Source organism: Limnoraphis robusta CS-951 (assembly GCF_000972705.2).
The window spans coordinates 1-25,785 of the sequence record NZ_LATL02000044.1 but is presented as its reverse complement, the minus strand read 5'-3'; the positions used below and the strand labels follow the sequence as shown (position 1 = coordinate 25,785).

The 25,785-nt window shown below is 40.8% G+C and carries 20 protein-coding genes; 9 read left to right on the top strand and 11 right to left on the bottom strand.

What is annotated here, in order from left to right; all coding sequences use genetic code 11:
- Positions 1–791: 791 nt before the first annotated feature.
- From petC to WN50_RS03380, 3 genes are all read left to right on the top strand, one after another.
- The gene (petC, locus tag WN50_RS03390; RefSeq protein ID WP_049557883.1) at positions 792–1,328 is read left to right on the top strand and encodes a cytochrome b6-f complex iron-sulfur subunit; all 537 of its coding nucleotides are present in this window, start codon (positions 792–794) and stop codon (positions 1,326–1,328) included.
- A gap of 66 nt (positions 1,329–1,394) precedes the next feature.
- Positions 1,395–1,766 (top strand): rhodanese-like domain-containing protein, encoded by a 372-nt coding sequence (locus WN50_RS03385; protein ID WP_235440822.1) that lies wholly within the window; start codon positions 1,395–1,397, stop codon positions 1,764–1,766.
- A gap of 47 nt (positions 1,767–1,813) precedes the next feature.
- A complete protein-coding gene (locus tag WN50_RS03380; RefSeq protein WP_046281407.1) occupies positions 1,814–2,335 on the top strand; it encodes a rhodanese-like domain-containing protein in 522 nt (173 codons plus the stop codon).
- 8 nt (positions 2,336–2,343) lie between these two features.
- On the opposite strand, the gene WN50_RS03375 is transcribed toward WN50_RS03380, so the two are convergent.
- Genes WN50_RS03375 through WN50_RS03345 form a run of 8 tightly spaced genes read right to left on the bottom strand, consistent with a single transcriptional unit; the run spans position 2,344 to position 8,165 of the window.
- Entirely contained in the window at positions 2,344–3,687 is a 1,344-nt protein-coding gene (locus WN50_RS03375) for a type ISP restriction/modification enzyme (protein WP_072075537.1), read from the bottom strand.
- 11 nt (positions 3,688–3,698) lie between these two features.
- On the bottom strand, positions 3,699–4,010 hold the full coding sequence (locus WN50_RS03370; RefSeq protein WP_046281400.1) for a DUF4926 domain-containing protein: 312 nt from the start codon (positions 4,008–4,010) through the stop codon (positions 3,699–3,701).
- A complete protein-coding gene (locus WN50_RS03365; RefSeq protein WP_046281401.1) occupies positions 4,007–4,234 on the bottom strand; it encodes a type II toxin-antitoxin system RelE/ParE family toxin in 228 nt (75 codons plus the stop codon). The genes WN50_RS03370 and WN50_RS03365 overlap by 4 nt, the downstream gene beginning before the upstream one ends.
- A gap of 2 nt (positions 4,235–4,236) precedes the next feature.
- Positions 4,237–4,494 carry a ribbon-helix-helix domain-containing protein gene (locus tag WN50_RS03360; protein ID WP_009787846.1) on the bottom strand — a complete coding sequence of 86 codons (258 nt, stop codon included), beginning with the start codon at positions 4,492–4,494 and terminating at the stop codon, positions 4,237–4,239.
- 50 nt (positions 4,495–4,544) lie between these two features.
- Positions 4,545–4,646: a type II toxin-antitoxin system HicA family toxin gene (locus WN50_RS33715; RefSeq protein WP_235440821.1), complete on the bottom strand. Its 102-nt coding sequence runs from the start codon at positions 4,644–4,646 to the stop codon at positions 4,545–4,547.
- 11 nt (positions 4,647–4,657) lie between these two features.
- Entirely contained in the window at positions 4,658–4,882 is a 225-nt protein-coding gene (locus WN50_RS03355) for a type II toxin-antitoxin system HicB family antitoxin (RefSeq protein WP_046281402.1), read from the bottom strand.
- Positions 4,882–6,750, bottom strand: coding sequence for an N-6 DNA methylase (locus WN50_RS03350; protein WP_235440820.1), 1,869 nt, complete (start codon positions 6,748–6,750; stop codon positions 4,882–4,884). The genes WN50_RS03355 and WN50_RS03350 overlap by 1 nt, the downstream gene beginning before the upstream one ends.
- A 35-nt stretch (positions 6,751–6,785) precedes the next feature.
- Entirely contained in the window at positions 6,786–8,165 is a 1,380-nt protein-coding gene (locus WN50_RS03345; protein ID WP_046281403.1) for a pentapeptide repeat-containing protein, read from the bottom strand.
- Between the two features lie 289 nt (positions 8,166–8,454).
- Here WN50_RS03345 and WN50_RS03340 point away from each other — a divergent pair, with 289 nt between their 5' ends.
- Positions 8,455–12,285, top strand: a complete 3,831-nt coding sequence (locus tag WN50_RS03340; protein ID WP_049557875.1) for a PAS domain S-box protein — start codon at positions 8,455–8,457, stop codon at positions 12,283–12,285.
- 52 nt (positions 12,286–12,337) lie between these two features.
- Here the strand turns inward: WN50_RS03340 and ribBA are convergent, their stop codons facing one another.
- Positions 12,338–14,077 carry a bifunctional 3,4-dihydroxy-2-butanone-4-phosphate synthase/GTP cyclohydrolase II gene (gene ribBA, locus WN50_RS03335; protein WP_046281411.1) on the bottom strand — a complete coding sequence of 580 codons (1,740 nt, stop codon included), beginning with the start codon at positions 14,075–14,077 and terminating at the stop codon, positions 12,338–12,340.
- Between the two features lie 211 nt (positions 14,078–14,288).
- Here ribBA and WN50_RS30745 point away from each other — a divergent pair, with 211 nt between their 5' ends.
- From WN50_RS30745 to WN50_RS03315, 4 genes are all read left to right on the top strand, one after another.
- Positions 14,289–18,404: a PAS domain S-box protein gene (locus tag WN50_RS30745; RefSeq protein ID WP_082172278.1), complete on the top strand. Its 4,116-nt coding sequence runs from the start codon at positions 14,289–14,291 to the stop codon at positions 18,402–18,404.
- 135 nt (positions 18,405–18,539) lie between these two features.
- Complete coding sequence (locus WN50_RS03325; RefSeq protein WP_046281413.1) at positions 18,540–19,847, top strand: ATP-binding response regulator; 1,308 nt, start codon at positions 18,540–18,542, stop codon at positions 19,845–19,847.
- A 46-nt stretch (positions 19,848–19,893) separates the two neighbouring features.
- Positions 19,894–20,904 carry a diguanylate cyclase domain-containing protein gene (locus WN50_RS03320; protein ID WP_046281404.1) on the top strand — a complete coding sequence of 337 codons (1,011 nt, stop codon included), beginning with the start codon at positions 19,894–19,896 and terminating at the stop codon, positions 20,902–20,904.
- A 256-nt stretch (positions 20,905–21,160) separates the two neighbouring features.
- Positions 21,161–22,234, top strand: a complete 1,074-nt coding sequence (locus WN50_RS03315; RefSeq protein ID WP_046281405.1) for a polysaccharide deacetylase family protein — start codon at positions 21,161–21,163, stop codon at positions 22,232–22,234.
- Positions 22,235–22,292: 58 nt separating this feature from the next.
- On the opposite strand, the gene WN50_RS31295 is transcribed toward WN50_RS03315, so the two are convergent.
- Positions 22,293–23,156, bottom strand: a complete 864-nt coding sequence (locus WN50_RS31295) for a DUF3747 domain-containing protein (protein ID WP_063847361.1) — start codon at positions 23,154–23,156, stop codon at positions 22,293–22,295.
- A 553-nt stretch (positions 23,157–23,709) separates the two neighbouring features.
- Positions 23,710–24,585 (bottom strand): bifunctional 3-deoxy-7-phosphoheptulonate synthase/chorismate mutase, encoded by an 876-nt coding sequence (locus WN50_RS03305; protein ID WP_281062629.1) that lies wholly within the window; start codon positions 24,583–24,585, stop codon positions 23,710–23,712.
- A 552-nt stretch (positions 24,586–25,137) separates the two neighbouring features.
- Between WN50_RS03305 and def the strand changes: the two genes are divergently transcribed.
- Entirely contained in the window at positions 25,138–25,704 is a 567-nt protein-coding gene (gene def, locus WN50_RS03300; protein ID WP_046281415.1) for a peptide deformylase, read from the top strand.
- The last annotated feature ends 81 nt before the right edge of the window (positions 25,705–25,785 follow it).

Here is a 25,785-nt window from a genome sequence, read left to right as displayed (position 1 = left end):
GAATCCTCTAGAGGAGCGGTTCCTCAATTACTTAGCGCTGATGCGCCTTACACGCGACTTTTCACGTCGCACCCTGATGAACTGAGCAGTTCTTATGGCTTCATCAAGTCTTTCGTATTGAGACTTGGAACCGTTCAATAACTTAGCTTCTCTAACTATCATGGAGTTATCTTACCACAAACACACTCGGATAACATAACTGTTCGTCTTCGACTCACGGCTATCCATCCCCATACCTGAAGGCAGGGGCTTTTCGCGATGTTCGGTAAAACTTCCCGCACACTCTCTTTAATTAAAGCTTTAAGTTCCTGAATTTCCATTAACGCTGTCCTTCGGTGAATACTGTATACACTTGAATACTGTATACAGTATAAACTATATCATCTGTTCGAGTCCTAGAGTACATCAGACAATTAACCCCGTGATTAGATCATTAACTTGAAAATCTGATGCACCCTACAGAATTCTTCTTGAAGATTATGATATTTTCGTCCGTCGGGTGCATCAGACAATTAAGTTAGTGATTAGATAATTGAATTCAAAATCTGACGCACTCTACAGATTTAACGTGGGAATTTTTAAATTAAAAGACAACAAACTCATTTTAGCCATCTCCAACCTACCCAAACCTATGATCACTCCTGTCTTGATTACCCACTCAATCTACTCAATATTTGTATAACTCTTTAGTTATATGCTAAAATAAAGTCAATTGCCTTGCAAGACCTGTGTTACGGTAGCCAAGTTTTTGCAATCGGTTCACAAATTAACAATTTTTTTTTAAAAACCCTATGGATAATATCCTTCCTCTCGAAAGTCCATCCCTTTCGAGGCGTCAGCTACTCAACTTTCTCACCGGAGCCACCATTGCAGCTACCACAAGTTCTATCCTCTATGTAGCCGGAAAATTTATCATCCCAATTCCCGAAAAAACTGGGGTTGGGGGTGCAATTCTTGCTAAAGATGTTTTGGGAACCCCCATTCCCGCCGCGCAAATCTTAGCAGAGCCACCTGGTACCCGCGCTTTGGTTGCAGGTTTGGCGGGTGAACCGACCTATCTAATCGTCAAAGAAGACAATACCCTGGATGTAATTGGGATTGTCGATAATTGCACTCACTTGGGCTGCACTTTTCCCTGGAATCCCACAGAACAGGAATTTCAATGTCCCTGTCATGGTTCTCTGTACGCCCCCGATGGCTCGGTGATCAGAGGTCCTGCACCTCTTCCACTCAAAATTGTTCAGGTTGCGGTTATTGAAAACAGCATTTTGATCTTACCCTGGACAGAAACAGATCCCCGCACTGGAAAACAGCCCTGGTGGGTTTAGCATTTCATGGGATGGCAGCATTTTTGGGAAATTTCCCCTTAGTCAAAGCGATTTGTAGAGAGGTGCATGATGTCAATATTAACGACTGATCAGCAATCGGTGATCAATCTGTCACCAACAGAGTTTATTAACCAACCTAATCTTCCTTTATTAATCGATGTTCGCAGTCAATTAGAATACAAAACGGGTCATGCTTCTAATGCTCGAAATCTCAGCTTACCCCGCATCTTAATGGGCTTGGGATTAGGATGGCGTTGGATGCTGCCTGAATGGTTTCGGCAATTACCTAAAGAACAACCAATCGCTGTTATTTGTTTAACCGCCCACCGCAGTCCAATTGCGGCTAATCAATTACTAAAAACCGGATTTACTCAGGTGTTTAATATTACGGGCGGGATGGTCGAGTGGAAACGTCTCGGATTGGAAACAACCAAGTAATTGAATTCACCATTTCAGCAAACTCTAATAAACAGGAACAAGTTTTTATGCCATTCAAAAAATTACTTCAAAAAACATTACTCGGACTCGCATTATTGCTTTACTTATTTTTAGGCGTTGAACAGAACTCCCTCTGGGCTGCAACAGTCACTCAACCTAACACATTCCCCGATCTGGAATTAGAAGTCGATCAATTTCTGACTTCGATTCCATCAGGATATTATACCATTGGTAGCGTTGAAAAATTAAAAAGCTTGTTGAACAGTCGTCAACTGTTGTTAGTTGATGTGCGAGAATCTTCTGAATATCAGTCTGGGCATATTCCGAATGCGATTAATATTCCTCTGCGAACTTTAGCAGAAAATCTCGATAAAATTCCAAGCGATCGCCCGGTTGTTGTATACTGTACTACGGGCTATCGTTCGGCGATGGGAGTGATGACATTACATCTTTTGGGCTATGATAATGTACAGGGTTTTCCGCCGAGTTTTGCTGCTTGGAAAAGTGCCGGAGAAGCGATCGCCATGTCGGGTAAAACTCAATCGATAGTCGGTGCATTAGACCATTGATTAAACTATCAATCATTAGGCAATCCTAAATCGGGTAAATTTTTAACAATTTTCACGGTTTCCCAACTCACAGTAATCACCTTTTTAATTAACCTAACAATATATTCTTCATCGTCTAGGCGATTGGGATCGTTTGTAATTCCGCTACGTTTATCAATGCTTACTTGATATTGGTCTATGATCCAGTCTAAAGCCGAACGATTTCCTAAGCGATATTCAAATACTTCTGGGGGAATTCCTGTTAGGGTGAGAAAGTCGTTATATTTGAGTTGGGTTTTGTCTTTGGAAAGGCGCATTTTTTCGACACACCAATCTATCGGTAAGTCTTTATTTTCCAGGTATTTTAGGCGATATTCAGGCTGTTGTTCGTAGTTGATATGAATGTCTGCGAGTCGTTTTCCTGCTGTTACAAAAGGGTGAAATTCTGGGGCGAAGGGTATGCGGGGAAGTTCTCGTTTGAGGTTGGCGGCGTAACGTTCTCGGTAGTCGGGATGATGAAGGATTGCATAGGTATAATAAAAGATATCCCATTTAGTAATTGTGGGATATTGGTATTGATTGCGAAATTGTTCTAAAGCCCAATCTGTGATGTTTTCTTTGCGGTTTGTTCCGTCTTCATCGTAGGTGTAGAAGGGGAAACATTGATATGCACTACCACCACCAAGAAAACTTAGGTTAACAATTTTATCGCTAATAGTTGATGTAAATGGTTTTTCTGAACCAACCCCACTTACACAAATTACCTGATTTTCTTCTTCAGTTTCAGGAGTTGGGAATATTGAGGGGAATTGATATCTGCGTTCATTCAAAGCAGGATCAAAATATAGGTATGAGCTAGTAAAAGGACGATACAAAGAACATCTTACATTTTGGGATTGATATTCAAGGGTAATACCTCTCTTTAAATTGTTTTTTAGACTTTCAGACCAGCTAATCTTATTGTCATCATAATTAACAAAGTCATCAACTTGAACTGAAAGATCATTTCTATGCTTCCATTTAATAACCTGCTCATTGTAATTATTAATAAATTTTAGAATATTTGCTGAAAGAGCTTCGCTGCTAAAATTATAAGCCCAAACATCACGAGAAGTTGCTACTCCTCGACTATAAATTTTAAACAAGCAATCACTTACATCTCCTTTAGCTGATTTCGTTTCTTTAGTTCCCAAGGGAATAAAAGTCTCAAAATCATCTTCTAATCCCTCAGTTAGCCATGTATTATTTTTATCTGGCTTAATGTCTTCCCATTCCACATTGCCAATATGTTGAAGTTTTTCTAAATAATCTAACTTTTCTTCTTTCCGCCAAAACTCATCCATTCTGGCATAATAAATCTTAGCTTTTTTCATAAACCTCTAAACTAATTTTTATACAAGGAACGGGTAAAATTTAAGACTTCTTGCTGTCTTTCTTCTGAAAGTGTTTTAACGGCGGCGGTAATGCGATCGCTAATAGATACCCAAGTTTGTGTTTTAGCTTGCCAGACTACAATAAACTGTTCAGGAGAGAGGGTACGCAGTGCAAGAGTTTCCCCTTCTGGATTTGTAAATTCGACTTCATAAGCGCGATCGCTGTATTTTTCTACAATAGCACCGCGATCGCCTGCTTGAAGTCCTAATTCAGAAATATCAACTAATAGTTCTACTACATCAAACAAATCAGGTTTAATCATTTGCGCCTCCTAACATAAAGAGTAACAAGTCTTGCAATATCTTCATTCGATCTAACAATCCATGTATAATCTTTACCCATGTTGGGAAAATCAGCAACTAATTTGCATTTTTTCCGAATAGAATCAAACAACTTGCTGGCTGCTGTTGTATTGGTTTGACCAATAAAATCACAAATTTCATTCAGGTCTTGAACTGCTAGTTCCGAGAAAACATAACTACCCATGTTTAGCCTTTTTCCATCCGGTCTAGCTTTTCTTGTAACTGTTGAAACACCGCTTCACCCTCGACAACCTTTCCGTCACGAATTTGCTGTGTTCCCTGAGCAATCTTTTCTCTTAGTTCAAGCAGTTGTCTTTCTTTATAATCATGTTCTTCCAAAAGTTTAAATGCTACTGCTAACAACTCATCAACACTTTGATACTTACCTTGCTGTAATTTTTCAAGAATAAATTTTTCTTGTTCTGGCTTTAAAGCAATTTGCATTTTTATCTCCTGGTGCTTGAGTTTATTGGTGAGAATCCGTCATGCTAGAATCATAGGATTTTGTGCGATCCGGTTTGTCGTTTAATTCGCCATCCAATTCTTTCTAGTGCGGCTAACACTTTTCTAGCTTTTGTCGATGACCACTGACTCATATTAGGATTTTCTAAACAGCAACAAAGGTTAAACTTGTCAAACCCAAGCTAATTTCTCCGTGTTCGAGTTTGTCAGCAATCACTCGCAACGCCAAAGCTTGCACATTTGCGATCGCTTCTTGTTGAGTTGAACCGTAGACTAAAACACCCGGTATTTCTAAAATTTCTGCGATCCAACGATCATCCAATTCTTGTTCTGTTTCAATCGTAAAGTGAGTAGATATTGAGCTTTGCATCAGATCTCCTCCTTAATTTTTTTCTTAACAAATATATTAACACTCACACCCACCTGAATCCCAAAAACATTATTAGTTGTTCCTGACAGCTTGGGATTTTTGCGAACATTTCCTCCCAAGTCAAAGACATAGATTTGATCGAACTCCTTTTCTAGCTGCTGTCTCATCCCATCAAAGGCTATTTGGTCAATAAAACTATTATTCGTCACAAAGGCAATAATTCCTTCATCACTTATTCTATCACTCGCCCAACGAATCGCTTTAACATAAGGATCGCTAAGACTATTTTTATTCGTTGCTTTTGAGGCTTTGGCGTAAGTTCCCGAAACAATATCATCAATTCCCGTTTTATCTTTGTTGGTATATTTGCGGTTTTTATTATTATCATTCTCATTCACCTGACCGACATTATAGGGCGGATTTCCCAGAATCACAAACAGATTAGAATTTCTTTGTTTTTGAACCCGCTTCATGTTCTCCGGGCTAAATAAATCCAATTGTTGAACCGCCTGATCTTCAAAGGTATCAACCAAACAAATCCCTTCAAAAGATTTATATTCCCCAGCCTGTTCAAAATACTCATGCTCAATATTCATCGAAGCAATATAATAAGGTAACAACATCACCTCATTACAATGTAACTCCTGTTCATATTTATAAGGTAAAGCCGATTTTTGAATGTCTACAATTTCCCGCATCACCCGAATCAAAAAATTACCCGTTCCCACAAACGGATCGAGAATATGTACACCTTTATCAACCAACGATTTCCCAAACTCCCTCTGTAAAATCTCCTCAACACTTTTCACCATAAAATTAACTATCGGTTGGGGTGTATAAACAATCCCGTGAGTATCGGCTACTTTCACCGAAAACCCTTGAAAAAACTTTTCATAAATTGTGTTGAGAAAATCCTGTTTCTTGGAATAATCATCAATCGTTGCTGCGGTTTCCTCTATCGCCCCATAAAACCGATCCAACTTACTTAAAAAATGACTGCGACTAAAAGATCGAGACGTTAAAGCATTAATTACTGTTTCTATTTCTCTGGCGATAATATTCCGTTGGGCAAAATCTGGATTATCAAATACACTTCTAAAAATTCGTTCGGTTAATAAATGCTGAATCAACATTTCCTCAACCGCTTCTTCGGAAAGATTGGGGTTGATAGACTGGCGACAAAGTTGTAAAAAATTAGCGAAAGCATCAATAAACCTTTTATTTTTCTGACTCTGTTCTCGAATTAATTCTAGTAATGCTGTGGCGTGTTCTTTAACCCGAAATCCAAACTCATCAACGGCTTTTTCCCATTGTTCAATCGCCGGAGGACGATATTCAAAAAACTGACGCACCACATCAACTAACATCTGCGGTTTAGTGATATCTTCATCCATCACCAGCTTACCATCTTGGTAAAGAATAGCGCGATCAGGTTGCTGAAAAATGATATTATCTTTAGGATAGCCAACCGCAAATTTTTTCTGAACTTCTTTCTTTAAATCGTCTTTAATATCTTTGGCTTCCCAATAAGCCCGAGCTAAGTTATAATCATCTACTAAAGCCCCATCTATCCGAATCGGCTTTTTTTTGGGTCGCTGAATGGCATATTGTGGAATTAAAGTCCATTTGAACTGCTGACCACAAGACTCTAGTAACTGCTGAAATGCGGTTTGTACCGCCCCTTCGTGGTTCACTCCCAATTTAGCATACTGTTCTAAAGCATCGTAGTAGGCTTTAATCGGTTTATGGGTGGGTTTGAGGCTGAGATTCGGCATATACAACCTAATGCTTAAGTTAATACTAATATTACCCGAATTATCCGATAAATGATCAGTATTTTTGATGTTAGTCTCATGCTCAACAAACAAGTATTTTTGATGGATAGGGTCAATTCTGAGGGTTTTTATAATTCTACCTCGTCTAAGTTTATTCCCTGTAAATCGGTATCTTTGAAAACAGCTTGTTTGAGATTAACGCCTTTGAGATTAGCACCTTTTAAGTTCACTTGACATAATATTGAATGACTCAAATCTACACCAGACAAGTTGGCATTTTCTAGATTAACTCGGATTAATTCAGCTTGACTGAGGTTCACTTTTTCGAGATTAGCTTTTGAAAGATTAGCGCGAGTTAGGTCAATTTCCCGTAAATCTGTATCCGCAAAGTTAACCCCTTGTAAACTGGCTTGGGTAAAATCAGCCTGGCGTAAATCTGCATTACTCAAATCAGATTGATCTAAAATTGCACGAGTAAAATCAGCTTTTCTCAAGTCTGAATTTTGGAGATTAACAGCTAACAAACTTGCTCCTGTTAAATCAGCTTCTCGCAAATCTACCCCTTCTAAATTAGCATAATTCAATAAAACACGCTTGAGATTTGCTTGAGTTAAATCGGTATTTTTTAAACTCACGCTATTTAAGTTAGCACCCCATAAATTAACGCCAGAAAGATAAATTTCACTCAAATCAACGCCACTCAGATTGACTCCGGGAAGTGAAACATTTGCCGCAATTAAATAAGCCCCCCCCTGACGCAGATCAATATTCGGAGATAGGCGAGTATTGGGATCATAAATGGCTTTTTCTAGAATCGCTTCATTTAAAACAGCTTCTCTGAGATCAGCACTGCTTAAATTAGATCCTGCAAGATTAGCTCGACTAAAATTAACCCCAAATAAATTAGCTTTAAAAAGATTGGTTCCGCGTAGATTTGCCCCTTTGAGATCTGCTCCACTCAAGTCAACTCCTGAGAGGTTAATATCTGCTAAAAACACATCAGGAGCTAATAGATAAGCTCCCGCTATAACCGGATCAATTTCTGGGGGAAATAACGTGCGGTTGCTGTAAACGGCACCTGTGAGAATCGCTGTGAATAATTGAGCGCCTCTTAAGTCAGCATCGCTGAGATTAGCGCCTGTTAAATTCGCTTGATCTAAATTAGCACCCACAAGATTAGCTTTTTTGAGATTCGCCTGAGAAAGATTCGCTCCTGTAAGTTCAACACCCAGGAGAGTGGCTTCACGCAAATTAGCGCCTTTGAGGTTCGCTCCCGTTAAATTCGCCAGATTCATAAAGGCTTCACACAACAAAGCCCGACTGAGATTGGCTTCACTTAAATCGGCTTCAATTAAGTCTGCATAAACAAGCAACGCCTCACTCAGATTGATTCCTTTGAGATTTAACCCCCGAAAATTAGCGCCCCGCAGTTGCGCTCCTGCTAAATTAGCCCCCAGGAGTTGTTTTTGTTGTAAACCGAGTTGTAGGAGAAAGTCACCGACATTCATCTTAGAGGATCTGAATTAAACAGAAGAAAAACCCGCGAATTTTATGAAAAAAAATCCGTTGATTTTTTGAGATTAAATTCAACCCAAAAATTCCACAGTTTTGAGCTGATTATTTTGATAAAATCGGTTAGAAATTAGCTCGATTTCTCAGAGAGAATAACAACTCGATATCTCATCTAGCGGACAAGCCGGATGAAGATCGCAAATCTATTAATCTAAGGCATACTGGACAGAAGAAGATCTCCGACACCCGTTTTCTCATCTACTGCTCACTCCCATACGTTCAGCTATGAATTCGTCCAACTCTGCTCGCCCAGTCACCTCTCAATCTGCTGATTCTCAAGTTTCTGCACCCTGTGAAACGAATCTTGACCCAGCTCAAACTTCGGAAGCACTTCTACGGTTAAAAGATGCTGCTCTGGAAGCGGCGATGGATGGTATTGCTTTGCTGGAGAACGGTCAATATCTTTATGTGAATTCTCAACATCTGCGGATTTTTGGCTATGATCACGTACAGGAGTTGATCGGTCAATCTTGGCAAGTTCTCTATGAACCAGAGGAAGCCAACCGTTTGCAACAACAAGCCATTCCTATTTTAGAGTCTGTGGGGTATTGGCGCGGAGAAGCGATCGCGAAACGCAAAGATGGCAGCAAGTTTTTCCAAGATATTTCTCTAAGTTATACCGAAGATCAAATTTTGATCTGTGTTTGTCGCGACATTAGCGAACGCAAACAAGCAGAACTTGAACAAACTCGCCTCAAAGAACAACTGAGCCGCAGCAAGGCTATTTTACAAGCTCAACAGGAAGCTTCTTTCGAGGGGTTTTTGATGATTGATGAAAATCGCCAAGTTCTTTCTTATAACCAAAAATTTTGTCAACTTTGGGATATTCCCCAAGCTTTGATCAGACGGGGTAAAGACCCAGAATTATTAAGATATGTTTTAGATCAACTGCTTTCCCCTAAAGAATTTATCGCTAAAGTTGAGTATGTTTACCAACATCCCGAACAGATTATCAAAGATGAAGTACAGTTGAAAGATGGACGTATTTTTGAACGTTATTGTCTGCCGCTTCGCTCTCCATCAGGAGACTATTTCGGTCGGATTTGGTCGTTTAGAGATATTAGCAATACCCTTGACCACACACTAGGCAATTGCAACAGCATTGAAGATAAACTGCGAGTTTCTGAGCAACGATTGTCCCTATTAGTTCAGCAAACACCCTTAGCAGTAATTGAGTGGAATACTGAGTTTCAGGTAACAGCTTGGAATCCGGCGGCTGAACGGATTTTTGGCTACACCGCCTCCGAAGCGATCGGAAGTAATCTGGAATTTTTGGTTCCTGAATTTGAACGAAAACAGGTGAGTAAGGTCGTTGCTGATTTACTAACCCAAAAGAATGGGAGTTATAATATTAACAAAAATCTCACGAAAGACGGTCGCTTTATTACCTGTCAATGGTACAATACTCCCCTCGTTACTGCAAAAAATGAATTTGTCGGAGTCGCATCAATGGCAATTGATATTACCGAACAAAAACGGATTCAATTGGAATTAAAACGTTCTCAGGCACAACTGCAAGCTATTCTTGATCATACACCCGTTGGCATTTATGTGAAAGATTTAGAAGCTCGTTATACTCTAGTGAACCGGGCTGTTGAGCAAATTTTTCAGGTGAAACAAGCCGACTGGATCGGTAAAACAGATTTAGAAGTTATGCCCGCTAAAATTGCTGAATCTATTCTAGATAATGATTTACAGGTCATTGAGCAAGGTCAACCGATTCATCTCGAAGAAACGGTGATTTCTCAGGAAGGGGAACGTCATTTTTTAGCCGTAAAATTTCCGTTATTAAACGAGAATAATCAACCCTATGCGATCTGTGGTATTTCCACCGATATCACCGATTTTAAACGCACTGAACAAGAACTGAAAATCCAAAAAGCTTTTCTACAAAGTATTTGGGATAATATTAATTATGGAATTTTTGTTCTGGATGTTATTAATCAGGGCGAAGATTTTCGGTTGGTTCGCTTTAATCCCGCTTCCATTAAAGCTTTTAGTCAACCGCTAAAAAGTTTTATTGGTCAAACCCTCAAACAAGCTTTTCCGCCGGAAATGGCTAAAATTTTCCTCCCTCGATACCGGGAAGTTGTTCGCTCGGGTGAAAGCCTTTCTTTTGAAGAAAGATTTTCGATTGAAAATGAGCTAACCTGGTGGTTTATCACCCTTGCACCCTTGAAAAATTCTCAAGGTAAAGTTTATCAAATTATTGCAACCAGTGAAAATATTACCGAACGGAAACGCACCGAAGAAAAGCTGAGAATTCAACAAAATCAGATCAAATATTTACTCAATAATATTCCTCACATGGCTTGGCTGAAAAACAAACAAGGTCAATTTGTTGCGGTGAATGATCCTTTGAGTCGCCAATTTGGTTTAACTCCTGAGCAAATGATTGGTCGAGTCGATTCTGATTTTTTTGGGGAGGAATTAGCACGTAAAATCCTCAAAGATGATCAGGACGTTATGATTTCAGACAAGCCTTTGCTTTCCGAGAAAAAAATCATTTATTCTGATGGTAAAGTAAGCTGGTTAGAAATTTACAAAACCCCAATTATTAGTGATCACAATCAAGTTTTAGGGACAGTCGGAATTGCCGTTGAAATAACAGATCGCAAGCGAACAGAGCAGTACCTAAGACAGCAAGCCAGACGAGAAAAAATCCTCAACCAACTCACAACACAAATCCGTAAATCCCTAGATTTTGATACAATTTTAAAAGCGACTTTAGAAAGTGTCAAAGAGTGTTTATCTGTAGATCGTTGTAGCTTCTGTGTATATTATCCTGATGATAGTCAACCCTACTTAGAAGTCATTCAAGAATCTCATAACCCTGATTTACCGGACTTTCAAGGACAAAAATTTTCAGATGCTTTGATTTCGCCAATCACCGAACGAGCTTTAAACTCAAAAGTGACAAAAATTTTCGATGCTGATCTCGAAAAAAACAGACTGTTTAAACAAGTTTTAAAATCCACTCAAACCAAATCATTTGTGAGTATTCCCCTCCCCAAATATTCCGGTAAAATTGGCTTACTCACCTGTAGTACCCACTATGAAAAAATGCGGAATTGGAGTGATGAAGAAATCAGTTTATTAGAAGCAGTAGTCGAACAGTTAGCCATTGCACTCAAACAAGCTGAACTCTACGATCAAACTCGAACAAAAGCTCAAGAACTCGAACAAGCGATGCAAGAACTTCGCCGCACTCAAGCCCAAATGATTCAAAATGAAAAAATGTCATCTTTAGGTCAACTGGTTGCGGGTGTCGCCCATGAAATTAATAATCCAGCCAGCTTTATTTATGGTAACTTAACTCATGCTCACGATTATGCCAATGATCTATTTAGACTAATTGAACTCTATCAAACTCACTACCGTGATCCTCATCCAGAAATTATCGCAGAAATCGCTACAATTGACTTAGACTTTGTGACTGAAGACTTACCGAAACTGATTAATTCCATGCAAACGGGAGCAGAACGCATCAAGAAAATCGTGGAGTCACTGCGAACATTTTCCCGTCTGGATGAAGCGGAATTGAAAACCATTGATATTCACGAAGGAATTAACAGCACCTTGATGATTTTGGAGAGTCGTCTGCACAAAAATCTGAACCGTCCAGCCATTGAAGTGATCAAAGAATATGGTGATTTACAACCTGTAGAATGCTACGCCGGACAACTCAATCAAGTGTTTATTAATATCCTCAGCAACGCCATTGATGCTCTCGAAGAATCGCTCAAACATTTTACTGAAAACGGAGAACGCTTTGATCGCCCTCACATTAAAATTCGCACAGAACTCACCTCCGATGATCAAGTGATGATCGCGATCGCCAATAACGGTTTAGGGATTTCCGAAGACATCAAAGAGCGTATTTTCGATCCCTTTTTCACCACAAAACCTGTGGGAAAAGGAACCGGAATGGGTTTATCGATCTGTTATCAGATTATCACCGAAAAACATGGCGGTTCTATCGAATGTCATTCTCAACTCGAACAAGGAACCGAGTTTGTTATTCGTATACCCTTTTCAGTTAAGCGGACGAGTTAAATTGTTCACTTAATCTCCCCATTATAACGGATGCCTTAAAATTAGCTCTCTTTTAAGAGAAAGTGTAAATGGTTTGAGGTTCAAGCTGATCGCAAATTGAGGAAGGAAATTGACTTAAAGGAAAAGTTTTTCGCTGAAGTTGTACCTTTAAACTCCCTAACGGATCAACCCCCGGAGAAACTAGAAATTCTAACTTTTTCAGTCCCGGAAACGTGATAATTTGATCGAGAATTTTGGCGATCGCTTCGACATAAGGATGATCGATTTGTTCATACCAATCAGAACTCGCAGAATCCGGTTGATCTAAACCCAAATGAAACGTCAAAGACGCCCGATGAAACAACGCCGTAGCCACAGGACGCTGTTCTTCTTGTAACAGTAAATCGTGACTTATGACTAAATCCGTCAGCTTTTCTAAACGCTCCGAACGTTCATAAAGTTGGGCGGCAGATTTCAACACAGCAGGCGTTGCAGGCGTCTCTAGATTCAATTCTTCCGCCACAGACTGCACACCGGTTTCCTGCCATTGTATCGCCACCGTGACTAAATAAGTTTGAATCAACAAATGACCCAACTTTTTCGCCTTCGTTGCCAAATAAACCGAATTATAATCCGTTGCTTCAATCAACAACGGAACCCGATCCACCACTTCAATTCCATAGCCTTTTAACCCGGCAATTTTACGAGGATTATTCGTAATCAACCGAATTTCTTTCACCCCAATATCATTTAAAATCTGCGCTCCCATGCCATAATTTCGTAAGTCCGCCGGAAACCCTAAGCGTTCATTGGCTTCTACAGTATCCAATCCCAAATCTTGTAAAGAATAGGCTTTTAACTTATTAATCAACCCAATTCCTCGGCCTTCCTGACGCAGATAAACCACCACACCCGCCCCCGCCTGTTCGATCATTTTCAACGCACTTTGCAACTGCATCCGACAGTCACAACGCAACGATCCAAAGGCATCTCCCGTCAAACATTCCGAATGCACCCGCACCATCACAGGCATATTTTTAAACCGCATCGGATCGCCTTTAATAATCGCCACGTGTTCGGATTGATCCAGCGTATTGCGATAGGCATAAATCAAAAAATCACCAAACTGAGTTGGCAATTTGGCAACCGATTCGCGATGAATAAAGCGATCATGGAGTAGGCGATAACTAATCAGATCGGCAATGCTAATCAGTTTGAGATGGTGAATTTGAGCGTATTCAATTAACTCGGGTAAACGAGACATCGAACCATCCGGGTTTTGAATTTCACAAATCACCCCACCCGGATACAACCCCGCTAACCGAGCTAAATCAATCGCCGCTTCTGTATGACCTGCGCGTTTCAAAACCCCCCCTTCTCGCGCCCTCAAGGGGAAAATATGGCCTGGTCGTCGCAAATCTTGGGGACGAGCCGAGGGATTGATCGCCACTTGGATGGTGCGGGCGCGATCTTCAGCAGAAATCCCGGTGCTGACCCCCATCGCCGGAGACGCATCAATACTAACGGTAAAAGCGGTTTGGTTGCTGTCGGTGTTGTTGGCGACCATCAAGGGGAGATCGAGTTGATCGAGGCGATCGCCTGTCAGGGCTAAACAAATTAAGCCTCGCGCATGAACCGCCATGAAGTTAATCATATCGGGTGTTGCAAACTGAGCCGCACCAATAAGATCACCTTCATTTTCCCGATTTTCATCATCGACGACCACAATACAACGTCCGGCTTTCAGGTCAGCCAGGGCGTCTGCGATGGAGTCAAACTGAAACGGTTGAGTTGGATTGTTTGGAGAAGACACAGACTCGTTCACACCTTTTCGGCTTATCAATTAAAGTTTATTTTGATTGTAGCGGTTTCACCCAATTCAGGCATTGATCCGCTAACAATTGTTCCTGAGATGGCTTACGATTAAATTGTGTAAATTGTTTTAAATATTCCCCCATACACCCGATACGATTGGTCAAAATTAAGCTTAAATTAATTCTTCTGTCTCCCCTGCCATCCCAGCTATGCCTGTTAATCCCCTACGCCGTCTGTTGAGTCGAAAGCTGAGAATGCCCTTACAACTGATTTTGATCGTACCCTTTGCGATTGAGATTGTTGCGGTCGTCGGGCTAACGGGGTATTTGGCTTATCGCAACGGTCAAAAAGCAGTGCAGGACTTAGCCAGTCAGTTGATGGATGAACTCGGCGATCACGTTAACGAACGACTCGACAACTATCTCGAAGAACCGCTACTGATTACCCAGATTAATACAGATGCGGCTCGGGGGGGACAACTGGCGTTGAAAAATTTGTCGGTGATTGAAAATCGCTTTATGTTGCAAATGCAACGATTTCAGTCCGTCCAAGAAATCTATCTGGGTACTGCTGACGGAGACTACCTCGGCGTTTATCGCACTCCTGAGACTTCCCTCGCCAGTTTCGCCTCACAGGCTTACTATCAACGTTTATTAAAGCAGCGCGATCCCTTACTCGATCCTATTTCTCCCCTCAAACCCCTGGATGATTTTGATCCTCGGACTCGACCTTGGTACAATGCGGCGATCAAAAGCGGAAAAGCCACTTGGAGTCCGATTTACCCTTTTGTACGGGGAGAGTTTGGGCTAACGGCGGCTCAACCGTTTTATGATAGGGCTGGGAATCTACAAGGGGTGATGGCGGTTGATGTCATTTTAACGGTGTTAAGTGATTTTCTGCGCCGCCTCAAATTGACTCCTTCCGGCGAAACTTTTATTCTAGAACGTTCCGGGGAACTGGTTGCGACTTCTACCTACGAACCTCTTGATCAGATTAACCCCGACAGTGATCAATGGCTGAGAATTCCAGGCGTAGAAAGTCAAGATCCTCTGACTCGGGCGACTATTAAAAATTTGATTCAATCTGTCGGATCTCTAAACCAAATTACCCAGGCCCAGCAACTCGATTTTAAAATAGATGGTAAACGGCATTTTTTGGCGGTTACGCCCTATTCTGATGGTTATGGATTGGATTGGTTGATTGTGGTGGTGGTTCCTGAAGCGGATTTTATGGAACAAATTAATGCCAACCGTCGCACCACAATTATAGTATGTTTAGCCGCTTTAATATTAGCAATTGGGTTGGGTTGGTTGACTTCTCGTTGGATTGCTCGGCAAATTTTACAACTAGCGCGGGCGAGTCAAGCCATCGCTTTTGGACAGCTCGATCAAACCGTTCATACCGCTCGTGTGAGTGAATTAGAGGTATTGGCTGAGTCGTTTAATCAAATGGCGCGTCAGTTAAAAACGGCTTTTGAAGAGTTAGAAATTCGCGTCGAAGACCGGACGATCCAACTCAAAGATGTCAACCAACTGTTACGAGAAGAAATTTGGGAACGCAAACAGATAGAAAGAGCATTACGACTTTCTGAGAATAAATTTTATAAAGCCTTTCAGAGTAACCCCAATCCCAGTATCATCACGCGGTTATTAGATGGTTATATTATAGAATTTAATGAAAGTGCGCTTAATTTTTTTGGTTATCACCCCTCGGAGGTGAGGGATAAAAATACACTCAATTTGCAGATATGGGCGCATTCGGAAGATCGCGATCGCATCTTTGAAATCCTCGATCAACAAGGAATTGTTCGCAGTATTGAATGTGATTTTCGCAGCAAATCTGGAGAGATTAGAATTGGGTTATACTCAGCAGAACTGATTAATTTAAACGGACAAACTTGTGTATTAAGTATACTCAATGATATCACAGAACGGAAACAAACTGAACTGGCTTTGCAAAATCGCTCCAACATTGACCATTCAATTAGTCGGATTTTTCAGCAGTTTGTGGACCAAGATGTGAATACGGCGATTAATTTTGCTCTCGCTGAAATTGGCAAGCTAACCGATAGCGATCGCTGTTATGTGGTTCAATATTCTGATCAAGAACGACAGTTTATTAACATGACCCATGAGTGGTGTAATCAGAATATTCCCTCGGTGATGCACAAAGTACAAGGAATGTCTATTAAACCTCTGGGTTGGAGTTATCAACAGCTTCAAAATAATAATATTCTGCACATTCCCAATATAGAAGATTTACCCGAAGAAGCCAGTAATGAAAAACGCAACTGGAAACATGAAGGAACTCAATCTTTTCTCGCCGTTCCGATGATGAGTGCCGGAGAAATTGTCGGTTCCGTTGGTTGCAGTAGGGTTCGTTATCAGAAAGTTTGGAGTCCCGAAGAAATCAAGTTAATTCAACGAGTGGGAGAGATTATTCCGATAGGTTTAGAACGCGATCGCGCCGAACAAGGACTCAAAGAAAGTCAAGAACGATTAGCAGGAATTTTAGATAATGCAGAAGATGCGATTATTTCGGTAGATGAAACTCAAAAGATTTTACTGTTTAATCACGGGGCTGAAAAGATTTTTGGCTATTCTGCGGCTGAAGCCATTGGTGAATTTTTAGAAATGCTTCTGCCGATGAAATCCCGAAAATTTCATCATCAATATGTCGGTGATTTCTCGAGTTTAGAATGCCAATCTCGCAAAATGGGCGAACGATCTCGAGAAGTTTATGGTCGCCGAAAAAATGGTGAAGAATTTCCGGCTGAAGCTTCGATTTCTAAGTTAAAAATTCGCGATGGTTGGATTTTTACCGCGATTTTAAAAGATATTACGCAGCGCAAACAAGCGGAAATGGTGTTAGAACAAGCCAAAGATGCGGCGGAAGCGGCGAACCGCGCTAAAAGTGAATTTCTCGCAAATATGAGCCACGAACTCAGAACCCCTTTAAACGCGATTCTAGGTTTTTCTCAATTGATGAATCGCGATCTCTCTCTCACCCCCGAACAACAAAATAATCTGAATATTATTAATAGTAGCGGCGAACATTTACTGACTTTAATTAACAATATTTTAGACTTATCCAAAATAGAAGCCGGGCGGATGATATTAAATGAAAGCAGTTTCGATCTGCATCATTTACTCGAGACTTTAGAGAAAATGCTACATTTAAAGGTGGCAACAAAAGGTTTATCTCTGAAATTTCAGCGAGATGCAAATGTTCCTCAATTTGTCAAAACCGATGACAGTAAACTGCGTCAAGTTTTGATTAATTTACTGGTCAATGCGATCAAATATACTGAAAAAGGCGGCGTAACTTTAAAAGTTAAACAACAAACTTCTGAAGCGGAATATTCACAAGATACTGTTAATCTTGTCTTCGAGGTAACAGATAGCGGAAGCGGAATCGCACCCGATGAAATTCATAGCATTTTTGATGCGTTTATTCAAACGGAAACAGGACGAAAATCTCAACAAGGAACTGGTTTAGGATTACCCATTAGCCGTAAATTTGTACAGATGATGGGCGGAGATATTACCGTAAAAAGTGATTTAGGGGTCGGAACAACCTTTCTATTTAATATTCGAGTCACTCCCACAGAAACCTGTGATATTCAAGCACAAAAAAATCTACAAACAGCCATCGGATTAGAACCCGATCAACCCGAGTATCGCATCTTAGTTGTCGATGATCAATGGCAAAATCGTCAACTGCTATCGCGGCTGTTAATCTCAGTCGGTTTTCAAGTTCAAGAAGCAGAAAACGGTCAAGAAGCAGTAGAGATTTGGAACAGTTGGCGACCGCATTTTATTTGGATGGATATGCGAATGCCGATTCTCGATGGATATGAAGCGACTCAACAAATTCGCGCTTCTTCTGAGGGAGATCAAGTTGTGATTGTTGCTTTAACAGCGAGTGCATTTGAACAAGATCGCGGCGCCGTTTTAGAGGCGGGATGTAATGATTTTGTCGGGAAGCCATTTCGAGAAGAAATTATTTTTGAGAAGATTGCTCATTATTTGGGGGTGCGGTATATTTATCGACCAAAAACATCAGCAATGAATTTGAATCGGTGTTTGAATTCCGATGAAATCGAAGAAAAAATCGAGCCAATACACCTGAAGATGATGTCAGCAGAATGGCGATCACAAATGCAGCAAGCCGCTTTGGTGGGTCGAGATCGACAAATGTTGGATCTAATTCAAGCTATTCCTGAAAGTGATGCTTCTGTCGCCAAAGCCTTAACCCAGATGGTAGAAAACTTTGAATTTGACCGCATTGTAGAGTTGATGACTCCCCAGACCGATCAAGAATAATCCTCAAAAAATCGGTTCAAAATCAGATAAAATAGCAACAAACATGAGTGTACGTTATTGAGATACCTATCCCCATTGACCGCCAAAATTGACGGATGGGGTGAATTCTTACCACAACTGCAAATTCCAAATCCGATGACTCACAATCCCGTTCGGGACTACAAAGCTGATATCCTGATTGTTGATGATACCCCGAACAACCTGCGCGTTTTATCTTCAATATTGCAAGAGCAGGGGTATGAAATTCGCAAAGCCATCAATGGCAAGATGGCGATCCGTTCAGTGGAAACTGACCCGCCGGACTTGGTACTGCTCGATATTAAAATGCCTGATATGGATGGCTATCAGGTTTGTTCTCAGCTTAAATCAATGGAAGCCTCTCGCGATATTCCGGTGATTTTCTTGAGCGCTTTGGATGATGTTTTTAATAAGGTTTTGGCTTTTCAAGTCGGTGGCGTTGATTATATTACCAAGCCTTTCCAAGTCGAAGAAGTGCTGGTGCGAGTGAAAACTCATCTCACGTTGCGGCGACTCACCAAAGACCTAGAATTGCGAGTACAAGAACGAACAACAGAATTGACACACACGCTCAATGAGTTACAACAAACTCAGGTTCAACTGGAAGATTCCCTGCGAGAATTGATTCAGGCTCGAGATATCGCCGAAAGAGCTAGTCGGGTTAAAAGTCAATTTTTAGCGATGATGAGTCACGAACTTCGTACTCCTCTGAATGCGATTATTGGCTACAGTCAATTGCTAGAAATGGAAGCTCAAGATCAACAGTTAGAAGATTTGATTCCTGATCTTCAACAAATTAACCACGCTGGACAGGATTTACTGGCTATTTTTAGTAATATTTTGGAAATGTGTCAACTCGAGACGGGTAAACAACGAGTTTATCCCCATGAATTTCAGGTGAAAGAACTGGTCGATGAAGCGCTTACTCAAGTACAACCTCTAGCCGATAAAAATGATAATACTTTAACGGTTGACTATATTAATGATCCGGGTTCTATGAATACGGATAGCCGCAGAATTCGTCAATGTATCTTGCAACTCCTGAGTAATGGTTGTAAATTTACCCACAATGGTAGCATTACCTTGAGTCTAGAACGGATTACTAGAGAACAGTTACCTATGAGAGTTTCTGAAGAAAATAAAGTCGATTTTACTCCGGGTTTAGGGGATGTGTTATTGGTAAAATGTAGTGATACGGGAATTGGGATTAAACCTGATCAATTAGCCAGAATTTTTGAACCCTTTACCCAAGAAGATGAGTCAACTACTCGCAAGTATGGCGGTGCAGGACTCGGTTTAGCGATCGCAAAAAAACTCTGTCAATTAATGGGAGGAGATCTAAGTGTTGAAAGCGTTTTCGGTGAAGGATCAACTTTTACCCTGTGGGTACCGACTCAACTCCCGACGTTTGCATCCAGGGTTTAATCATCACAATTATAGATCTCAACTTTTAAGAGGATTAGATTAACAAATGATCAGTGAAAATAAAACAGAACATCGTAAAGTTAGTATTCTTATTGTGGATGATACCCCCAATAATTTGCGGTTTTTGTCGAGTATGCTATTAGAACAAGGCTATGAAGTTCGCAAAGCCATTAACGGACAAATGGCGTTAAGATCAGCCCAAGCTGAACCGCCCAATTTGATTTTACTCGATGTTAGAATGCCTGATATGAGTGGATATGAAGTTTGTCATGCCCTGAAAGCAGAAGCGAAAACTCGCGATATTCCCGTGATTTTTTTAAGCGCTCTCAATGATGAAAAAGATAAGGTGATTGCTTTTGAAATGGGTGCAGTAGACTATGTGACAAAACCCTTTCAGTTTCAAGAAGTTTTATCCCGAGTGAAAACTCATCTGACGATCCGACATCAACAAAAGTTATTAACCGAGCAGAAAAATCTCTTAGAGCAAGAAGTTCGCGCTCGTATAGAGACAGAGTTAGCCCTCACAAAAGCCAACCAAGAACTTCACCGCCTCGCTACTATTGATAGTATTACTCATGTCGCAAACCGCCGCCGTTTTGATGAATATCTCAATGAACAGTGGCAAAAATTAGCCTTAGAAAAAGAGCCAATTTCTCTAATTTTATGTGAAATCGATGAATTTAATGCTTATATTGCAATGAATGGTGATCCATCAGGCGATGAATGTTTAAGAACCGTCGCTTGGGCAATTTCTCGCCCCATTAAACCTGCAAAAAATTTAATTGCTCGGTATAGTGATGCAAAATTTGGCTTGATTTTTCCTCAAGCAACAGTCGCTGAAGCTTTTAGAATTGCTGAACAAATTCGCACAGAAGTTGCTCAGTTAAAACTACATCATCCTTCAGCTAAAGAGAGTCCCTATGTTACCCTAAGTTTAGGGGTCAGCAGTAGCATTCCGAGTAGCAAATCTCAACCTAAAACCTTGATTGAAACCGCAGATCGAGGACTCCATGAAGCCATCAAACAAGGCTGTAACCGCACCGTGATTCATCAGTAGTAGAAACTTCAATCATCGGTTATCATTGGAGGTATAGCAGTTTTCACATGGATGAGGTATTGTAGCTTGTTCTTTGTGGGTGTTCCTCAGCGATTTCAAGCAGATTCTCTGGAAAAATGGAGTGATAGGCTTCTTCGTCGTCTTAATAAAGGTGATCTGTTTTTCCAGCCCTGATCGGGTATTCAAACGCTGATCCTACAGTTTCTCATAAAATTTGAACTGCTACATCAAAACTCATTTTTGCTAGATTACGGCTATGAACTTTGATATCTTTGATGAACAGTATTACCTCCAACAATACCCCTATCTGCAACCTGCGATAGAACAAGGCATCATTCAATCCGGTTTAGACCATTTTCAACGTTTTGGGTTCCAACTCGGATTAACAGGCGTTTCTCGCTACTACAATGAAGGCTATTATTTAGACAATAATCCTGATGTTGCAGAGGCTTTTAATGATAGGAGATTCCCTTCTGGACTGTCTCATTTTATTGTGTTTGGATACGAAGAAGGACGCAATAATACTACCCCAGACTATGATGAAACATTTTATCTCAATAGCAATCCTAGTGTTGCTTCACAGATAGAAGCAGGAGTTTCTAAAAGCGGGTTTTCTCATTTTATAAAAGTGGGTCGTCAACAAGGTTTACAGACGACAAGTTTTGCTAATCCCGAATACTTGCAAAGAAATCCTGATGTCGTTGACGCAATCAATAATGGGGTACTTCCCACAGGTCAAACTCACTATCGAGAATATGGGCAATTTGAAGGACGTTCCACAATGTTTACAGGAACTCCGAGTAGTGATGTTATTGCAACTTACGGGGAAGGAGACAAAACAATTTATGGAGTTAGTGTTAATTATCCTTCAATCGGTTCAGAGAATATTGACTCAAACAATGACGGAGAAATTTCAGCAGAAGAATATAGTCAATGGGTAAATCGATCAATTGCATCTAATAGTTCGCCTGTTGTAGGATATAGTGGCGGCAGTGATGAATTTGATACTCTTATTGGGAGTTCTGGGAAGGATATCTTTGTTTTTGGTGATACGATTGTCAGTAGCCGAGGCTTTTTTCAGGGGGTTCAAACCTTCTACAAAGGAGAAGGAGAAGCTTTAATTCAAGGATTTAATCAAGCCGAAGGAGATGAAATTCGATTGGTGATTAGTTCTAGTGAAACCTACAGTATTCTCCCCTCTGGAGATGACTTAATTATTGCAGTTGAAGGGGATACCATTGCTATTCTTGAAGATGGTGCAGACTTAACATTAACACCGACGAACCTGTTAGACTATCCTGGGCTTTATCAGAGCTTTACACTGATCTAAAGTTTGAAGATGTAGAGACGTGTCTGCACAGGTCTCTACCATCTCCCTTAATTAAAGCTTATCGGCTTCTGTTGGAATTTCCGGTTAAAATTCCCTTGAAAAGTCGGCCGAAAATTCCGTTAGAAGTTCTGTTGGAACTGCTGTTATCTGTTTTGTTAGCATTGCTGTTATCTGTTTTGTTAGCAGTGCTGTTGTCTGTTTTGTTAGAAGTGCTGTTGTCTGTTTTGTTAGAAGTTCGGTTGTAAATTCTATTAGAAGTGGTGTTGGAAGTTCCGTTAGAAGTTCCATTGTCAATTTTACTAGAACTGCTGTTGTCAGTGTTGTTAGAACTTCCGTTGTTGGTTGGACTGGGATTAATACTTTGTGAATAAGCACTTGCAGAGGTATCATTGGTGAAGTAAATATGACCTAAAGTTTTATCTTGATAAGTGCGTTTTGTAAACCGCCAACCGGGTTCTAACAGAATTTTGGTAAAGCCATTAGAAAGACCATAGGTTCGACCAATTACAATGGGTTGTTCTTGGGGATTTGCGCGAGACGTTGCCACTAATAATATCTCATTTCCAGTTCCTCGAACACTCAGCGTATGGGAGAGGGCTAAATCTTGTTCTCCCATGCGAACAGAATAGCCATTACTATCGGTTGCTCGTCCGCAAATTCCGGTAAAATCAAAATTGAGCAATAACGGATCAACTTGAATCGGATTATTTCCGCTTTCACTCCAACAAGGCGTCGTATTAGAAACCTGTTCAACAATCACTAAAGAATAGCCATAGTTACGAGGAACTGCGATCGCAATAAATCGTTCTTGTTGGACTTCTTGCTTACCAAATTCAACCGCAATTGCTTCTGAGGCGACATTCAAAGTGGATAAAACTGTCATCGCGACGGCTGCTAAAGTTTGCTTAAATACACGTTTCATAGCTCGTAAAACCTCGATAAATGTGTTCAAAAACCTACTCTATTTACCAGTCAGTAAATAGCAATAAGTTAACCCGGGTGATAGACCAACTTAGATTAGATGACTTGTGAATTGACTCAATCGCTGAATAACTTGCTTCTTCGGATTCAACCCAAGACTATCAGAAGATTTTTGATTTTTAACTATAGATAGAATCCTCGAGCCTAAAAAACTGTCAAATTTGTAACAACTTGAAGATCAGTTTCATTAAGCAAGTCTTTAAACTTTGCATAAATGTTCCGGAACCTCCAAGATTTTTTTCAGGTCATTGAGTTTGTAGCCGTTTTAGGTTAATATTTTTAACCTGCCTATTTTCGATCATTTAAACTGATTCATTAGCCAGCCTCAATTCAATTAGAGGGAAAATGGGTATTCAAACCGAGTTGTGTCCTATTTTTTGCGATCGCCTTGAAATTGTCAATCCTTTCTCAGAAAAAAATAAACTGAGAAACCCGGTTCCTCCTTGCTTTTGCTCAGAAACCGGGTTTTTGCAGAATTTTCAGTTTAAAATTGTTTACACACAAGCGATCGCTTCCGAGGCCACCTCAATCACTTTCCGCCCCACAGATGCCGCTACCGGACGCAAATTTGCCACTAACTGAAGCATCTCCTCTAACGACAACGCCTGACGCGCATCAGACACCGATTTCTCCGGCTCAGGATGACACTCTACCATAATCCCATCCGCCCCACAAGCCACCGCAGCCCGTGCCAGGGGTTCAACTAATTCTCGTTTTCCGGCTGCATGAGACGGATCAACGATAATAGGAAGATGGGTTAACTGTTTGAGTCCGACAACCGCCCCCAAGTCGAGAACATTGCGGGTGAAACTATCGAAACTGCGAATTCCTCGCTCACAGAGAATCACATCGGGGTTGCCATGTGCCAAAATATATTCGGCTGCCATGATGAATTCTTCTAGTGTCGCCGCCAGTCCCCGCTTCAAAATCACAGGTTTTCCCGCTTGTCCGACAGCTTTGAGTAACTCGAAATTCTGCATATTTCGGCTACCAATTTGCAGCACATCCGCATAAGCAACAACCGATTCTATTTGAGGAATAGACATCACTTCTGTTACAACAGGAACGTTATAACGCTCACTCACCCCCCTTAAAATTTTTAATCCTTCCAAGCCAAGACCCTGGAAGGAATAAGGAGAAGTACGGGGTTTGTAGACGCCGCCTCGTAACAGTTGAACGGGCGCTTTTGCTAAATGTTCCGCCACTTGTTCCATTTGTTCGAGACTTTCAACAGTACAAGGACCACCAATAATTAACAACTCTTCACCGCCAACGGTTGTCTGTTCGTTAATTTTAATCTGGGTTTGGTGTTCGGGATGGGTTTTGGTTGCTAGTTTAGCTTGAGACATGGTGAATTTCTCCTTGAGAATGGTTAAGTTTGTGAATGAGTCAAAAAAAAACCCGGAACTTTCAGGTGTTCCGGGTGAGGTCAAAAAACCAGCATGAGAACTTACCCGGAATGTGTTCGGGGCCAAAAATAAAAGCCATAAAAGCAGGTGTAAAGTAAAGTCATTGCTGTTCGGTAATATTGGGAAACTTGTTCTGAGCAATTAAAAAGCCGCAGGTCTTAGTTCTGCGGCTCACCTTGAGTATCCATGAAAGACTGGACTCACTCTCGGTGAACCGGGGTAAACCAATAATAAAAATAGCGATTTGCTGAAAACATAAACTTGCTGGCTCTTTTTGTTGAGTTCAATCCTATCTACTTACGAAGCTAGCACAACAAAGGAATAAAGTCAAGTTTTTTCCCAAAAACCGGGTTTTTATTCGTACTCCCTCCCGACTCCGAGGCGGGGTTTATATCAGTTGTTTGTGGGAGACAGAGATTTTTGAAGACCCCGCCCCTACGGTGACGGGTGACTGTCTAAAAGATCCTTTAAGATGGGAGTAGAACGGTAATTATGCAAGCGAGTGACGAATCCATGACTTCTCAAGTAATTGTTAAAAAGCAAAAGTTAGACAATCCCCCCTTTAAAATTCATTATCTCGGCGATCGGGTTCTGCGTCAGTCGGCGAAACGGATCTCTCGCGTGGATGACGACACTCGCAGATTGATCCGAAAAATGCTACAAACGATGTATAGTGCCGATGGGATTGGTTTAGCGGCGCCGCAAGTCGGAATTCAAAAACAACTGATTGTAATTGACTGCGAACCGGATAACGCTGCAACTCCGCCTTTAGTTTTGATTAACCCAACGATTAAAAAGTTGAGTAAAGAAATCTCTCCCTTTCAAGAAGGATGTTTAAGTATTCCAGGGGTTTATATGGATGTGACTCGCCCTGAAGTGATTGAAGTGTCGTTTAAAGATGAAAGCGGACGTCCCCGCACCATTCGCGCCACTGAACTATTATCCCGCGCCATTCAACATGAAATGGATCACCTAGAAGGGGTTTTATTTGTAGATCGTGTAAAAAATCAATTCGCCCTCACCCAAGAGTTAACTAAACATAAGTTTTCCCCGAAAGCTGTTAACCATATTCAGTCTTAATATCATCTCCGATAATCGATCACGATTATGTAGGGGCGGGTTCTAAACCATCTCTGACACCTATTACTAAATTTTTAAAAC